General features: G+C 45.8%; 14 protein-coding genes. 10 read left to right on the top strand and 4 right to left on the bottom strand.

Features of this window, described 5'->3' with window-relative positions; translation table 11 throughout:
• Positions 1-6: 6 nt before the first annotated feature.
• Complete coding sequence (waaA, locus tag F384_RS19625; RefSeq protein WP_046492134.1) at positions 7-1,284, bottom strand: lipid IV(A) 3-deoxy-D-manno-octulosonic acid transferase; 1,278 nt, start codon at positions 1,282-1,284, stop codon at positions 7-9.
• A gap of 411 nt (positions 1,285-1,695) precedes the next feature.
• Between waaA and rfaQ the strand changes: the two genes are divergently transcribed.
• From rfaQ to F384_RS19575, 10 genes are all read left to right on the top strand, one after another.
• Positions 1,696-2,766: a lipopolysaccharide core heptosyltransferase RfaQ gene (rfaQ, locus tag F384_RS19620; protein WP_080949989.1), complete on the top strand. Its 1,071-nt coding sequence runs from the start codon at positions 1,696-1,698 to the stop codon at positions 2,764-2,766.
• Positions 2,763-3,887: a glycosyltransferase family 4 protein gene (locus F384_RS19615; RefSeq protein WP_046492132.1), complete on the top strand. Its 1,125-nt coding sequence runs from the start codon at positions 2,763-2,765 to the stop codon at positions 3,885-3,887. Before rfaQ ends, F384_RS19615 begins: the two co-directional genes overlap by 4 nt.
• Complete coding sequence (rfaP, locus tag F384_RS19610; RefSeq protein ID WP_046492130.1) at positions 3,880-4,677, top strand: lipopolysaccharide core heptose(I) kinase RfaP; 798 nt, start codon at positions 3,880-3,882, stop codon at positions 4,675-4,677. The genes F384_RS19615 and rfaP overlap by 8 nt, the downstream gene beginning before the upstream one ends.
• 23 nt (positions 4,678-4,700) lie before the next feature.
• The gene (locus F384_RS19605) at positions 4,701-5,642 is read left to right on the top strand and encodes a glycosyltransferase family 52 (RefSeq protein ID WP_046492127.1); all 942 of its coding nucleotides are present in this window, start codon (positions 4,701-4,703) and stop codon (positions 5,640-5,642) included.
• 42 nt (positions 5,643-5,684) lie between these two features.
• Positions 5,685-6,782: a lipopolysaccharide 1,6-galactosyltransferase gene (gene waaB / locus F384_RS19600; protein ID WP_413541472.1), complete on the top strand. Its 1,098-nt coding sequence runs from the start codon at positions 5,685-5,687 to the stop codon at positions 6,780-6,782.
• 5 nt (positions 6,783-6,787) lie between these two features.
• A complete protein-coding gene (waaO, locus tag F384_RS19595; RefSeq protein WP_046492122.1) occupies positions 6,788-7,801 on the top strand; it encodes a lipopolysaccharide 3-alpha-galactosyltransferase in 1,014 nt (337 codons plus the stop codon).
• A 20-nt stretch (positions 7,802-7,821) separates the two neighbouring features.
• The gene (locus F384_RS19590; RefSeq protein WP_046492118.1) at positions 7,822-8,838 is read left to right on the top strand and encodes a glycosyltransferase family 8 protein; all 1,017 of its coding nucleotides are present in this window, start codon (positions 7,822-7,824) and stop codon (positions 8,836-8,838) included.
• Positions 8,839-8,851: 13 nt separating this feature from the next.
• Positions 8,852-9,550: a lipopolysaccharide core heptose(II) kinase RfaY gene (gene rfaY, locus F384_RS19585; RefSeq protein WP_046492115.1), complete on the top strand. Its 699-nt coding sequence runs from the start codon at positions 8,852-8,854 to the stop codon at positions 9,548-9,550.
• Positions 9,551-9,721: 171 nt separating this feature from the next.
• Entirely contained in the window at positions 9,722-10,576 is an 855-nt protein-coding gene (gene waaZ, locus F384_RS19580; protein WP_046492112.1) for a 3-deoxy-D-manno-oct-2-ulosonate III transferase WaaZ, read from the top strand.
• Positions 10,577-10,612: 36 nt separating this feature from the next.
• Positions 10,613-11,689 (top strand): glycosyltransferase family 9 protein, encoded by a 1,077-nt coding sequence (locus F384_RS19575; RefSeq protein ID WP_046492109.1) that lies wholly within the window; start codon positions 10,613-10,615, stop codon positions 11,687-11,689.
• Between the two features lie 27 nt (positions 11,690-11,716).
• On the opposite strand, the gene F384_RS19570 is transcribed toward F384_RS19575, so the two are convergent.
• Genes F384_RS19570 through rfaF form a run of 3 tightly spaced genes read right to left on the bottom strand, consistent with a single transcriptional unit; the run spans position 11,717 to position 15,012 of the window.
• A complete protein-coding gene (locus tag F384_RS19570) occupies positions 11,717-12,988 on the bottom strand; it encodes an O-antigen ligase family protein (protein WP_046492107.1) in 1,272 nt (423 codons plus the stop codon).
• An 11-nt stretch (positions 12,989-12,999) separates the two neighbouring features.
• Positions 13,000-13,962: a lipopolysaccharide heptosyltransferase RfaC gene (gene rfaC / locus F384_RS19565; RefSeq protein ID WP_046492104.1), complete on the bottom strand. Its 963-nt coding sequence runs from the start codon at positions 13,960-13,962 to the stop codon at positions 13,000-13,002.
• A gap of 3 nt (positions 13,963-13,965) precedes the next feature.
• Positions 13,966-15,012 (bottom strand): ADP-heptose--LPS heptosyltransferase RfaF, encoded by a 1,047-nt coding sequence (rfaF, locus tag F384_RS19560; RefSeq protein WP_046492101.1) that lies wholly within the window; start codon positions 15,010-15,012, stop codon positions 13,966-13,968.
• Position 15,013 lies beyond the last annotated feature (1 nt).

Raw genomic sequence — 15,013 nt, 5'->3', positions numbered from 1 at the left:
CAGCCCTCAATGCGTTTTCGGTGGCAGATAAGGTTCCAGCAGTTGCAGCAGGCGCTGTAGCGCACCCTGGTTTTGATAGAGTACTTCAACTGCGTGACGACCATAGAAATTACGATAATCGGCATCGGTCAGTAAAGAGGAAACCTCTTTGGCGAGGCTTGTGGCGTCCGTGACCGTAATCAAACCGCTGGCCTGCTCCAGACGGGCGCAGATATCTTTGAAGTTGAAGGTGTGAGGTCCCATCAGCACGGGAATTGCGTGGGCCGCGGCTTCCAGCGGATTATGTCCGCCACGCTCAACCAGAGATCCCCCGACAAACGCCAGATCGGCAATTCCGTAAAGTAGCATCAGTTCACCCATCGTATCACCCACAACGACCTGCGTACTGGCAGATGGTACTTCGCCGGAGGAACGTGTTATATAGCTTAGCCCGGCTTCACGCACGAGGTTAATCGCATCCGGGAAGCGTTCCGGATGACGCGGGACCAGAATCAATAGCAGATTGGGGAACTGGTGTAACAATGCCTGATGCGCGGCAATAATAATACTCTCTTCGCCATCATGGGTACTGGTGGCTATCCACACCGGGCGATGCGGCGCCCACTGGCGACGGAGCGTAACCGCCTTCGCAGCGAGTTGTGGCGTCACGGAAATATCGAATTTCAGACTGCCGGTGACGGTCACCTGATTGTTCTTCGCGCCCAGCGTCACAAAGCGCTGACCATCCTCTTCATTTTGCGCCGCAATTAGCGTAATACGACGGAGGATTCGGCGGATAAATTTCCCCAGCTTCGCATAACCGTCAGCGGAGCGAGCAGAAAGACGCGCATTGGCGATGACCAGTGGAATATGGCGTTTATGCAGCGCGGCAATCAGGTTCGGCCACAGCTCCGTTTCCATAATCAGTACCAGCTTCGGATCGACCTGATTCAGGAAGCGTCCCAGCGCATCGGGTAAATCGTAAGGCAGGTAGACGTGCTGAACATCGCTGCCGAAGGCGGACTGAACACGCTCGGAGCCGGTCGGCGTCATCGTGGTGACCGTGATCGGCAGGTCAGGATAGCGGTGCCGCAGCGCGCGAACCAAAGGAATTGCTGCCAGTGTTTCTCCGACAGAAACGGAATGGAGCATAATTCCGCCTGGTTTCAGCGGGCGGCGATAAAAACCGTAGCGTTCACCCCAGCGTTTACGATAGGCCGGGGCCTTACGTCCGCGCACCCAAAGCCGTATCCAGATCAAAGGCTGAATTAGGTAGAGAAGGGCGGTGTAAAGCAATTCGAGCATAGTAAATAGCTGACTTATGGATGTGCTGGGGATTCTATGTATTTAGCCAGGGCTTTACCATTACTTTTCCTGTTTTTGACTTAAATAGCTTTAAGTCCGACTAATTCCGTCAGGCTGGCTCAGATTTTTTGCATTTTTATGCCATTTATTGATTTTTGCCGCTCTTGCCGTTGTTTGCAGAGTCAATCAGTGACGCAAAAAGCGATGATTAGATTAATATCAATTTGATTTAAAAAAGAAAAATGCCCTCTTTGCGGTCAATTTATTCGAGTCGGATCGCAGCGAAAGAAGTGATACACTAGCGCGTAAAAGTCAGTGCAATATCAGTGATCGGGTAGCTGTTGAGCCCGGGGCGGTAGCGTGCTGTTTTCTGCTTAACTTTATCGGACAATCACAACAAAAGAGTCGCGTGTGGAAAAGCCTTTTCGAAAAATTCTGGTCATCAAGATGCGTTTCCACGGGGATATGCTATTAACCACTCCCGTCATCAGTACGCTGAAGCAGAACTATCCTGACGCCAAAATCGATATGCTTCTTTACCAGGATACGATGCCTATTTTGTCTGAAAACCCCGAGATTAATGCCCTCTATGGCATCAGTAATAAAGGAACGGGGGCGGCAGAGAAAATTAAAAATACGCTTTCGCTGATTAAGACTTTACGCAACAACCAATATGATCTGGTCATCAATCTGACCGATCAGTGGATTGTGGCGCTGATTGTCCGTTTTTTACGTGCAAGAGTAAAAATATCCCAGGATTTCGCCAACCGGCAGTCTGCATTCTGGAAACAGAGTTTTACCCATCTCGTTCCCTATTCCGGTGAACACGTCGTCGAACGCACGCTGTCAGCGCTCAAACCGCTGGAGCTGGAGCATATTGTTACCGAAACGACCATGAGCTATCGGCCTGAGCACTGGGAAAATATGCGTCGACAGTTGCATCAACTCGGCGTGAATCGTCAGTATGTGGTGATTCAACCCACGGCAAGGCAGTTGTTTAAGTGCTGGGATAATGACAAATTTTCCCGCGTTATTGATGCTCTTGAGCGTCGCGGCTACCAGGTAGTGCTGACATCGGGTCCTTCTGCAGACGATTTAGCCTGTGTGGAAGAGATTGCGCAGGGGTGCGAAACCAAGCCGGTCACCGGGCTGGCGGGCAAAACCCGATTCCCGGAATTAGGCGCGCTGATTGATCATGCCGCGCTTTTTATTGGCGTCGATTCAGCGCCCGGGCATATCGCTGCGGCAGTCAAAACGCCGGTGATATGTCTGTTTGGCGCGACAGATCACGTCTTCTGGCGTCCCTGGACTGACAATATTATTCAGTTCTGGGCTGGCGACTATCAGCCCATGCCTAAACGATCTGAACTGGACCGTGACAAAAAATATATGTCCGTTATTCCCGCTGAGGATGTGATTGCGGCAACGGAAAAAATGTTGCCGCAGAACGCGCAACTTATTGAAATGGATGCGCCAGTATGATCGTGGCTTTTTGTTTGTATAAGTATTTTCCGTTCGGCGGATTACAACGTGACTTTATGCGTATTGCGCAGACCGTTGCCGCACGTGGCCATCAGGTCCGTATTTATACCCAATCCTGGGACGGAGAATGCCCGGATGCTTTTGAGCTCATTCTTGTACCGGTTAAATCGCGAACCAACCATGGGCGCAATGCAGAATATTTCGCCTGGGTGCAGACGCATTTACGTGAACACCCTGTTGATCGGGTTGTGGGTTTTAACAAGATGCCCGGCCTGGATGTCTATTTTGCCGCTGATGTTTGTTACGCCGAAAAGGTTGCACAGGAAAAAGGCTTTTTCTACCGCCTGACCTCTCGTTATCGCCATTATGCGGCGTTTGAACGGGCAACGTTTGAACAGGGTAAATCAACGCAGTTATTAATGCTGACTGATACGCAGATTGCTGATTTTCAGAAGCACTATCAAACCGAAGCGGAGCGTTTTCATATTCTCCCGCCGGGGATTTACCCGGACAGAAAATACAGCGCGCAAATCCTAAATGCCCGCGAAATAGTTCGCCAGAAAAACGGTATTACGGAGCAGCAAAACTTATTGTTGCAGGTCGGTTCTGATTTTACCCGCAAAGGGGTGGATCGCTCGATTGAAGCGCTTGCTTCGCTGCCGGCGGCGCTGCGGCACAATACGCTTCTGTATATTGTCGGCCAGGATAAGCCGCGAAAATTTGAAACACTGGCGGAAAAACGCGGTGTGCGCAGCAACGTGCACTTTTTCTCCGGGCGCAATGATGTCGCTGAGTTGATGGCCGCAGCCGATGTGTTACTGCACCCGGCCTATCAGGAAGCGGCAGGTATTGTTCTGCTTGAGGCGATTACCGCTGGTCTGCCGGTGTTGACCTCCGCCGTATGTGGCTATGCGCATTATATTGCACAGGCTAACTGTGGGGACGTCATTGATGAGCCCTGGCGGCAGGACGCGTTGAACGACATTTTACGTAAAGCATTGACCCAGCCGTCGTTGCGCGCTGCATGGGCAGAAAACGCACGGCATTTTGCGGATACACAAGATTTGTACAGTTTGCCGGAAAAAGCGGCGGACATTATTACAGGTGGTCTGGATGGTTGAGTTGAAAGAGCCGTTAGCCACGTTATGGCGCGGAAAAGATGCGTTTGAGGAAGTCAAAACGCTGCAGGGGGAAGTCTTCAGGGAACTGGAAACCCGCCGTACGCTGCGATTTGAACTGGCAGGGAAAAGCTATTTCCTTAAATGGCATCGGGGTACTTCTCTCAAAGAAATCGTCAAAAATCTTCTCTCGCTGCGTATGCCGGTTTTGGGTGCCGACAGAGAGTGGAATGCTATTCATCGCCTCCAGGATTTGGGGGTCGATACCATGTATGGGGTGGGATTTGGTGAGAAGGGGCTCAACCCTCTGACCAAAACCTCGTTCATTATTACCGAAGATCTCACGCCAACCATCAGTCTGGAAGATTACTGTGCGGATTGGGCTGCGAATCCGCCGGATGTAAACGTGAAGCGGATGCTCATTGACCGCGTAGCCACGATGGTGCGTAAGATGCATGCGGGTGGGATCAATCACCGTGATTGTTATATCTGCCACTTCCTGCTGCATCTGCCTTTTTCAGGCAATAAAGAAGATTTAAAGATTTCGGTTATTGATTTACACAGGGCACAGATTCGTACGACAGTTCCTCGCCGCTGGCGTGACAAAGACCTGATTGGCCTCTATTTTTCGTCGCTAAACATCGGGTTGACGCAGCGGGATATCTGGCGGTTTATGCAGGTTTATTTTTCGGCTCCATTACGCGATATATTTCGTAATGAAGCAGACCTGTTAATCCAGGCAGAAGCAAAAGCAGAGCGAATAAAAGAACGAACACTGAGGAAGAAATTATAATTATTTAGGACGAAAGATGCTAAATGTTTCTCTTCATATGCATGACTAATTTGCAGTTGCTTATCGCTAAAGCCATTATTGAAAAAGAACGACTGGATAATGTTGAACTATTGTTTATTGGCGATGTTAAAAATGAGAAAAATATTTATTATATAAATAAAATTAAACCATTATGCCAGCATGTTAGTCTCGAAGTGTGTGCAAAAAAGACATCAATTTGCAAAACATTGAAAAGAACATGGTATGCAAAAAAAATCATGACACCATATAAGAAAAAATATGATATTGTTTTTTTTGCGAATTATCATGTTCCACTTATTCATCATATACTATCAGTGATTTCTTTTAATGAAATAAGAACATTCGATGATGGCACGAACAACATAAATAAAAAAAGTATGATGTATCAGGATTCTCCAGTTAAGCCCTTATCAAAAAATATACGAAGACTTCTGGGCAGGAAGTATCATAAAAAAGATATCCTCAATTTTGACAAAAAACATTATACTTTGTTTCCTGGGAAATCTAATATTATAGAAAGAACAGAAGCGATTAAATTAATTGATTATTATAGTGAAACTTCTGGTTCACATGTTGTTAAAAAGGTATTGCTGGGTACAGTCTATTCAGATGCAATTAATAAGAAGCACAAAGTAGACGAGTTAATACAAAAAATACAAAATTTTATCAATAGCAAAAAAATAGATCTCTATATTCCTCATCCACGAGAGTTATCATATAAATTTGACAATGTGGAAAACATTAATTCGCAATTAATAGCAGAAGATATTCTATTGAATCTGTTACAGCAGGGTTTTAGACTTGAGCTATATGGGTTTAATACTACGGTGCAAATTAATCTGGAAAATATAGCCTGCGTCGAGAATTATAATATAAAAAGTTCCTTGTTAAAGGAATGCTTCAATCAGCACCTTGGATTCGATTTTAACAATATAGAATTATAGCTGTGATGGCAAAAAGAGAGACTGTGATCATATATGAATGAAATGCAGGTTCGTCCCACGTTAAAAATTGCATTTGTTGGTGAGGCTGTTTCCGGTTTTGGCGGAATGGAAACGGTCATCCGGGATGTTATCAATAACTTTCAGGCCGAACATTCTGAAATCCAGTGTGAAATGTTTTTCTTTTGCCGACATGACAAAATGGATAAGGCATGGTTAAGCGGGATTAACTACTCGTGTTCGTTCTCTACAATCCGTCTGGGGTTCTTACGTCGGGCAAAGCATATCCATACATTTAGCCATTGGTTAAAGAAAACAGAACCCGATGTGGTGATCTGTATTGATGTGTTGTCTTGCCTGTTCGCCAGCAAAGCGCGGAAGAAATCAGGTCTGGATTTCACGATATTCTCCTGGCCGCATTTTTCGCTGGATCATAAAAAACACGCTGACTGTGTTAGCTGGGCTGATTATCATCTGGCAATCAGCAGTGGTATCAAACAACAAATGATCGCGCGCGGTATTGGCCAAAAAAATATTACGGTTGTTTATAATCCCGTCTCCAGGAAATCAGAGATTATTCCGCAACCAGAAGAGGGCCAGCCTGCCGTCTTTCTGTATGTCGGAAGGATGAAGTTTGAAGGACAAAAAAGAATTAAGGATCTGCTGGATGGGTTATCTCATGTGGAAGGTGAGTGGCGGTTGCATGTCATTGGTGATGGTTCTGATTTTGAAAAATGCCAGGCCTATGGGCTAGAACTGGGGATTGACAATTGTATTACCTGGCATGGCTGGCAGGTCTCTCCCTGGGATGTTGTGCAAAACAAGATAAAGAACGTCACGGCACTGTTGCTGACATCGTCATTCGAAGGCTTTCCGATGACCCTGCTGGAGGCCATGTCGTATGGTATCCCGTGCATCAGTTCAGACTGTATGTCCGGCCCCAGGGATATGATTAAACCCGGTATTAATGGTGATTTGTATCCACCAAAGGATCTCAACCAGTTTATCCGACTGCTTAACCAAATCCTTTCTGGTCAAGTAAAGTATGATAACAATCTGATTCCCGCCACGATAGACAACTTCTATAATGAAGTCTATTTTCAAAATTTAAGAAGTGCAATATTTTCCAAAATCAATAAGTGATCACTATGACTCAAACGTATTTTGAAGAAAAAGTCATTCAGCAGACTTTAGATTATAACTATGCAGGACATAGTGATGATAAGACGTTTAATATTGCCTATGGTATAGACAAAAATTTCCTATTCGGTTGCGGTGTATCCATTGCGTCGATACTGATTGCCAACCCTAAAACCCCGTTTGCTTTTCATGTATTTACCGATTCATTTAGCAATGAAGAACAGGCGCGATTTAATGCGCTTGCAAAGCAATACTCCAGCCAAATTGTTGTGTATCTCGTTGACTGTGAGCAGTTGAAATCGTTACCGAGTACCAAAAACTGGTCTTACGCAACGTACTTCCGATTTATTATCGCTGACCACTTCGCGGAAAAAATGGATAAAGTGCTGTATCTGGATGCGGATATTGCCTGCCAGGGAAGTGTACAGGAGTTGATTGACCTCCAGTTTTCTGAACATGAAATTGCGGCTGTGGTTGCGGAGGGCGAGTCAGAGTGGTGGACTAAGCGCTCAGTCAGTCTGGCAACGCCGGGACTGATTTCTGGTTACTTTAATGCGGGTTTTTTGTTGATTAACCTCCCCGTCTGGACCGCTGAGGATATTTCCCGCAAGGCTATTGAGATGTTACGCGATCCGGATGTGGTACAGCGCATCACTCACCTGGATCAGGATGTGCTGAACATGTTACTGGTTGGCAAGGCGCGTTTTATCGGCAAAAAGTTTAACACCCAGTTCAGCATCAATTACGAGTTAAAGCGTGATGTGGTCAATCCCGTGGATGAAAACACGGTGTTCATTCATTATATTGGTCCGACTAAGCCCTGGCATCAATGGGGCAACTACCCCATTGCGCAGAGCTTTTTGAATGCGAAAAAATTATCACCCTGGTGTGATGTTGAATTGCTGAAACCTAAAAACAGTCATCAGTTACGTTATGCAGCAAAGCATATGTTTAATCAGAATCAGTACTTCGCTGGTCTGATTGATTATGCACTTTACTTTAAAAGCAAGATTGTTAAATAAAAATAATTATAGGTGACGCAGTGGACTCCTTTCCTGAAATAGAGATAGCAGAATATAAAGTTTTTGATGAGCGCTATGATCAGAATGGTAAAACATTACATATCTCTTATGGAATCGATGAGAACTATCTTGATGGCGTCGGGGTGTCTATTACCTCGGTGTTAATTCATAATGATATTAATGTTGATTTTCATATCATCTGTGATAAATATACAAAAAATTTCGTTGATAAGATTGAAGTACTGGCACAAGAATATAAGATTAAGATTTCATTATATCTTATCAACGTCAAATGTCTTGAGGTTTTGCCGAAAACACAGGTCTGGTCGAGAGCCATGTACTTTCGACTTTTCGCTTTTGATTATCTGCATCAGAAACTGGATAAATTGCTGTATCTTGATGCAGATGTCATCTGCAAAGGTCCTCTCGATTATCTTCTGTCCCTTGACCTTAATGATCATGTCGCCGCTGTAGTAAAAGACGTTGACTCCATTCAGTCCAGAGTAAATGAAAGACTCCCTTCTTTTCATCTTCAGGGACAATATTTTAACTCCGGTGTTGTTTTGGTAAACCTCCAGCAATGGGCTGAGAATCGATTGACTGAAAGGGCATTATCCCTGTTAACGGGTGAAGATGGGAGTGCAACATTTTTTAAATATCCCGATCAGGATGTCCTGAATATATTACTGCGTGATAAAGTTTATTTTTTACCTCGCGAATATAATACGATTTACACCATTAAAAGTGAGTTAAGTGATAAAACGCATGAAAAGTATTTAAATACGATCCATGCTGATACAAAGTTGATTCACTTTACGGGGGCGACAAAACCCTGGCATGCCTGGGCAAACTATCCTTCCGTAATTTATTATACCAATGCCTTTATTAAATCACCGTGGAAAGATGTTCCTGCCAAGGACGCCCGAACAATGGTTGAGTATAAAAAAAGATATAAACATCTTTTGGTTCAAAAACATTATCTACGGGGAGTGATTGCGGGTGTAGCGTACCTCTATCGTAAAATTTTAGCAAAATGATAACTTTATAATTATGATCATTGAAACAAAAATTAAAAACTATACGGTATTCGTAAAACAAGATGGTGAAAAATACATTGATATTTTCAATGATTTTTTAACACATAATCTTAAAGTACTAAAGGTCTTTCGTAGTATTGAGGATACTAAGGTCGTGTTAATCGATACTGACCATGGAAAATATATCCTGAAAGTCTTCCACCCTAAAGTAAAAAATACGGAGAGATTTTTTAAGTCACTGGTCAAAGGGGACTACTACGAAAAGCTTTTTTATCAGACCGACCGCGTTCGACAGGAAGGTTTTGACGCGTTAAATGATTTTTATCTGCTTGCCGAAGTGAAGACCCTGCGTTATGTGCATACTTACATCATGATTATTGAGTATATCGAGGGTGTTGAGCTGGTTGACTTGCCTGTCATTTCTTCTGATGTGAAAGAGAAGATAAAAAAGTCCATTCAAGGATTACATCAGCATGGTATGGTTTCAGGTGACCCGCATAAAGGTAACTTCATATTACAAGGTGATGAGATAAGAATAATCGATCTGTCCGGAAAAAGACCTTCCAGACAGAGAATGGCGAAAGATCGTATTGATTTAGAACGCCACTATGGTATTGAAAATAATAGAAAAGACTTAGGTTTTTATCTCCTGATTTATAAGAAAAAGTGGCGAAATTTCCTGCGTCGTCTGAAAGGTAAAAGTGTGCGCTAAGTTTCATTGTGAATATTGCATTTGGTTGTTCTAAATGCAAAAATGGATTTGTATATTTTGTGAGCAAGTCTGTTCACCCTACTTTGTTCATCCTCGCTAAAGATAAACCATGAACGCTTTCCTTAAAGATTCATCGTGATTTAAGTTGCATGACAAACCTACAGGTTTCATATGAGTAATGTTAAGTTTATAACTCGAGCAGGTGTTCAGCAACTAATTGCCAGCAGAACATCTGATAACGTGATCATTTTCTTATCGGGACCTACTTCCCGAGGGACTCCGCTTTCTCTTTTGCAGAACAATGATGTCATTACCGTTAACGGTGCTGCGGAATACTTGCTCAGTAATAGTATTACTCCCTTTATTTATGTTTTAACAGATGCACGTTTTTTGCTACAAAGACGTCATGATTTTTATCAATTCAGTCGGGCGAGTAAATTCACTGTTGTTAACATGGATGTTTATGAAGCTGCTACGGAAGATGATAAGAAATATATGCGTGCTCATTGTTTTATTTTGCGTGCATTTTATAAGCGTGAAAAGGGCGGTTTGTTCAAGAAGCTGAAACTGGAAATGCTTTCAAAATGGAACAAAAAATTATTGATTCGCGTGCCCGTTTCTAAACGTAAAAGACTGGTTGGATTTAGTAAGGATATCAGCTTAGGTTACTGTTCATGCCATACCGTGGCGTATACGGCGATGCAGATTGCGTACTCATTAGGTTATGACAACACGATCTGCTCCGGGTTAGATATCACAGGGAGCTGCGCGCGTTTTTATGATGAGAGTCGTAACCCCATGCCTTCTGAATTGAGCAAGGATTTAGTCAAAATCCTGCCGTTTTTCCAGTTTATGTGTGAGAATGTTGACGACTTTAGGATCTACAATTTGTCTGACGATACCGCAATTAGCTACGATATTATTCCTTATATCAAGGCAAAGGATGTCGCAACCTTGTCATCCAAACCGCGCATTATGAACAACGCGCATGATCTCCACGATCGTGCCGATTCTTATGTAAGTTAGTGTTAACGTCTTTTTTATTGTAGTGTGGTAACTCGCATGGGTTTAGGTGCTTTCCATAAGAAAAAAAGATACTGCATTAATAAAATTAAGATTAATTTTTTGTCTTTTTTCTTCTCCCGGAAAAAGAATAAAAAAATTAATGCAGAAAATATTCAGACCTGCTTGCTGATCCATGATAACAACAAGTTAGGTGATTTAATTGTTTTGAGCTCGCTGTATCGTGAACTGTCTAATCGTGGCGTCAAACTGTCAATTTTAACCACGGCAACGGGAAAAGCATTTCTCTCTGGTAATAGCAAAATACACCAATTTTATATTAAAAAATCAAATGCTATCAGTGATGTCCTGGCATTACGAAAACAACTTTCCGGCGAGTCCTTCGACATCGTACTTGACCCTTTTGAAACCATGCCCTCCTTTAGTCATAGCGTGTTGTTGTCTGGTGTCAGACACTCGCATATCCTGGGTTTTGACAAGTGGTATAAACGTTACTACACCGTCTACCATCCGCATGATGAGATGTTAACGGCGCATATGTGTACGCGGGCAAATGAGATACTGCGGCATTTTTATGGCGATGAACGTAATGAATTTGATGTGAGTTATGATTTACCGTTGCCGGAGTCGGTTGAAAAAGAGGTTCTGAACTTTGTCGGCGACTCAAAAATAATTATTATCAATGCGCTAGGCGCAAAAAAAATCTGTCGATTATCCGATGAACAGATTAGTTCGATTTATTCGCATCTCTGTGAGCATTACCCGGAATACAGGATTATCTTTACTGGTTTAGCCGAAGACATTCGGTCTATTCCGCTGTCGGGTATTGAATCACTTCCCTTTAAGGAATTCATTTATACCGTCGCACTGACAAAATTCAGTCAGTACGTGATCTCAGTAGACACCGCACTGGTCCATATTGCATCGGCATATGAAATCCCCACGCTCGCACTTTATCCGAATGCGCGACAAACGACCTACCCCTCGCATCTTATCTGGGCACCGAACAACTGCAATGCGTTACAGGTGGTCTCTCCGACATATACGGTGAAGGATATAAGCCTGGACGTTCTGGCTGAATCGGTCGAGGATTTGTTGTCAAAACGTCAGAAGTGAGGGTGTTGCCCACTTCTGACGGTCAGCTTATTGTGGCGCAATCTCGTCGTGTAATCTGTTCTTCTTGAGGAAGAGCATCAGAACGATCGCGGTTATGATGATGATGGGTACGCTACGCGACCAGAGAATAACATCACTGAGCCCCGTTCCGATGATCGCTAACGTTAATGCAAAGAGTCCCAGCGAACGGTGGTAATAGACCGTAAAGAACAGCGCGACATAGAATAATAGCGTCGACAGTACCCCGGCGATCCCTTTCAGGGAAGCAGCTTCGATAAACTCGTTGTGTAAGTGGACATTCGAAAACTCCAGTGCGCCTTGCAGGTATTTGTTTTCACTTGCGAGTTCTTTCATCCGCTGGGCCCGTGTATCGGCTGACCTTGCCGCAAGCGGAGCCTCTTTAAAGATGTCGAAGCCAATTTCATACATCGCCAGTCGCGCGCCCAGAGAACTCTTGCTATTGCCCTGGCTATAGCGCGTCAGATCCGAGACACCTTCGTGGTAGCGTTTATAAATCGGCTGACTGAACAGGGCAACCAACACAACCAGCGCGATGAAAAAGCCGATCACTGAAAAGAAAAGTTTCTTGGGCGACTTGATATACCCGGCGACCAACGACAGCGCACAGATTACCGGGAAGATCAGCAGGGTGGAGCGCGTCTGGGTAAGTGCCAGGGCATAGAATGTCGCAATGGCATTCAGTAAAAATAATACTGGGTGCTTCCGTTGGCTGTAGAGAATCGAAATACCGCTGACAATCCCGACAAACATAATAGAGTAGGCTGCGCCGGTGGCCGAACCAATGCCGAAATCAAGACGAATTATACCGGTGGTGGTTTTTATATAATATGCATATCCCGCGATAAAAAATGACAGCGAATACAGGATATAAAGCGGTAATTCTTTCTTAAAGCGAATTCTTGACGTTAACGCAAGCAGGGTAAGAAAAGCGCCAAAAAGAAAGATCTTCGCGGTATTCAGGTAACTGTGGTAAGTCGCGCGAAAGGGAGAATGATCAACCTTAAAGGCGGAATACCAGGCGACGTCCAGCGTGCCGATGATAAAAATAGCGAGCGGCAGCAACCAGTACTGTACCGAATAGCTTTCCGGTTTACCGCGCAAAAGTAGCGCTAACAGACCCAGTATTGCGGTGACATTATAGAGCTTCATGCTCAGCGTATTATCAAACAGGGCAACAATCAGCGTGATGGTGCAGAGCAAATAGGTTGTGATTTCCAGTGCTGAAGACGTCTTCGTGGCGTAGCGACGCCACGGACTTATAAGACTCAAGGTTGGCATTCATTTACCTTTTATAATAATGATGTGAGCTTGTCGCGGACGGAATCAGCACTTAACATGGCTAATTGATTTCCTGGCGCGCGACACGCCACCTGGTTCTTCCCATAACCCCCAATGAGCCCCGGATCGGTAGGACCGTACAACGTGACATTGGGTCGATCGAGTGCGGCGGTCAGATGGCTTAACCCCGTATCGACTGAAACGACAAATTTTGCCCCTGCCAGCACACGAGCAACACCTTCCAGCGTCATTCGCGGTAATACCTCAACGTGAGCGAATCCTTCCGATAACCTCTTCGCCCGTGCTTCTTCATGAGGCGCCCCCCAGGGCAATTTAATGCTTACCCCACTGTCAGCCAACAGACCGATTAACGCTCGCCAGTTCGACTCCGGCCAGTGCTTATCATCGCGCGTAGTGGCATGCAAAAATACCGCATAGGGCTGTTCATCCGTATTTCCGAAGGTAAGGAAATGCTGCGCGATGGCGTAATCGCCTTGCGACGTCGGTTGCTGATAGCCCAGGCTTTTTGCAAACAGTTCACGCGTACGCTCTACGGCATGCTGCTGTCTGGCGATGTGATGGCGGCGATTATAGAACAGACTGGCCAGCGGTTCACGCGCGGTTTGCCAGTCCATGCCGTGTTTTGTTCCCTGCGCCAGACGCGTGACCAGCGCCGCACTTTTCACCAGCCCTTGGGCATCGATGATGGCGTCATAGCGTTCGGCCTGTACGGCGTCACGAAAGGCTTTGCGTTCCGCTTTAATGGGTGCGGAAAACCAGGCTTTACGCCAGCGGCGAATCGCCACGGGGATGACGCGGTTCACGGCGGCATGCCAGGACGGTATCTGTGCAAATCCTTCTTCAACCACCCAGTCAAACTGAATTCCCGGGATGGCCTGTTGCGCATCCGTGAGCGCGGGCAGCGTATGCAGCACATCGCCCATGGAGGATGTTTTGACGATCAGAACCCGCATTCGTCAGGCTTCCTCTTGCAGTAACAGACTGTTGAGTTCTTCCAGCACGCGCGCAGGCGTAATGTCGATCAGGCTCTGATGATAGCCCTCGGCGGCATCACCTTTACGCACTTTGTGGTAGCCCGTAATCAGGCGAATCACGCGCGCTTTATGTGACAGCGGAGGGGTAAAATCCGGGCTGCTCGGCCCATACAGCGCGACCAGCGGACGGTTCAGCGCTGCAGCGACGTGCATCAGACCAGAATCGTTGGTGACAACGGCCTTACACGCGCCAATCAATATGACCGCCTGTTCCAGTTGTGTTTCGCCTGCCAGATTACGGCACCAGGCCTGCTGTTCGTTACTTAGCGTTGCCTGAATTTCGTTTCCGGCCTCATGATCTTTCGCCGAGCCAAACAGCACAATCTGATAGCCTTCATCAATGAGCTGTTTCGCCAGCTCTGCATAGTGGTAGTGCGGCCAGCGTTTTGCCGGACCGAACTCTGCACCGGGGCAAAAGCCAATCATCGGGCGTTCGTCAGAAAGCGAAAACGCGCTACAGGTCAATGATTTCTCACCTTCGCTCACCTGCAGTTGCGGCCACAACAGCGGCTGCGGCAGATCTTTTGCCGTACGCATCACGCCTTTGTCGTAGGCCAGCGCCACGTAGCGCTCGACCATTAAGGGCCAGGCGTCTTTATCCAGTACGCGCGCGTCGTTAAGCAAGCCGTAGCGCATTTCGCCGCGCCAGCCCGTACGGTGAGGGATACCAGCAAAAAAAGGAACCAGAGCGGATTTAAACGAGTTGGGCAGTACATAAGCCCGGTCGTAGCGTTTTTCACGCAGGCTGTGACCGAGTTTGCGGCGTTCGCCGAGTTCGAGTGCGCCATGACCGAGCGGCATAGCAATCGCCTCGTTGACTTCCGGCATCCGCGATAACAACGGACGACACCATGCCGGTGCCATCACGTCGATTATCGCCTGGGGATAGCGCGCCTTGAGCGTGCGATAGAGACTTTGCGACATCATCATGTCGCCCACCCATGACGGGCCAATCACCAGTATCTTCATG

Origin of the sequence: Citrobacter amalonaticus Y19, from assembly GCF_000981805.1 — a bacterium.
In the GTDB taxonomy this organism is placed as follows: Bacteria; Pseudomonadota; Gammaproteobacteria; order Enterobacterales; family Enterobacteriaceae; genus Citrobacter_A; species Citrobacter_A amalonaticus_C.
This window is presented reverse-complemented; position numbering and strand designations above follow the sequence as displayed.

Excerpts from the sequence above, each read along its gene's own strand:
- waaO (WP_046492122.1), top strand. The coding sequence starts at position 6,788 with ATGACTCAAACGTATTTTGAAGAAAAAGTCATTCAGCAGACTTTAGAT.
- rfaP (WP_046492130.1), top strand. The coding sequence starts at position 3,880 with ATGGTTGAGTTGAAAGAGCCGTTAGCCACGTTATGGCGCGGAAAAGAT.
- waaB (WP_413541472.1), top strand. The coding sequence starts at position 5,685 with ATGCAGGTTCGTCCCACGTTAAAAATTGCATTTGTTGGTGAGGCTGTT.
- waaZ (WP_046492112.1), top strand. The coding sequence starts at position 9,722 with ATGAGTAATGTTAAGTTTATAACTCGAGCAGGTGTTCAGCAACTAATT.
- rfaY (WP_046492115.1), top strand. The coding sequence starts at position 8,852 with ATGATCATTGAAACAAAAATTAAAAACTATACGGTATTCGTAAAACAA.
- F384_RS19605 (WP_046492127.1), top strand. The coding sequence starts at position 4,701 with ATGTTTCTCTTCATATGCATGACTAATTTGCAGTTGCTTATCGCTAAA.
- rfaC (WP_046492104.1), bottom strand. The coding sequence starts at position 13,962 with ATGCGGGTTCTGATCGTCAAAACATCCTCCATGGGCGATGTGCTGCAT.
- F384_RS19570 (WP_046492107.1), bottom strand. The coding sequence starts at position 12,988 with ATGCCAACCTTGAGTCTTATAAGTCCGTGGCGTCGCTACGCCACGAAG.
- F384_RS19615 (WP_046492132.1), top strand. The coding sequence starts at position 2,763 with ATGATCGTGGCTTTTTGTTTGTATAAGTATTTTCCGTTCGGCGGATTA.
- rfaF (WP_046492101.1), bottom strand. The coding sequence starts at position 15,012 with ATGAAGATACTGGTGATTGGCCCGTCATGGGTGGGCGACATGATGATG.
- waaA (WP_046492134.1), bottom strand. The coding sequence starts at position 1,284 with ATGCTCGAATTGCTTTACACCGCCCTTCTCTACCTAATTCAGCCTTTG.
- F384_RS19575 (WP_046492109.1), top strand. The coding sequence starts at position 10,613 with ATGGGTTTAGGTGCTTTCCATAAGAAAAAAAGATACTGCATTAATAAA.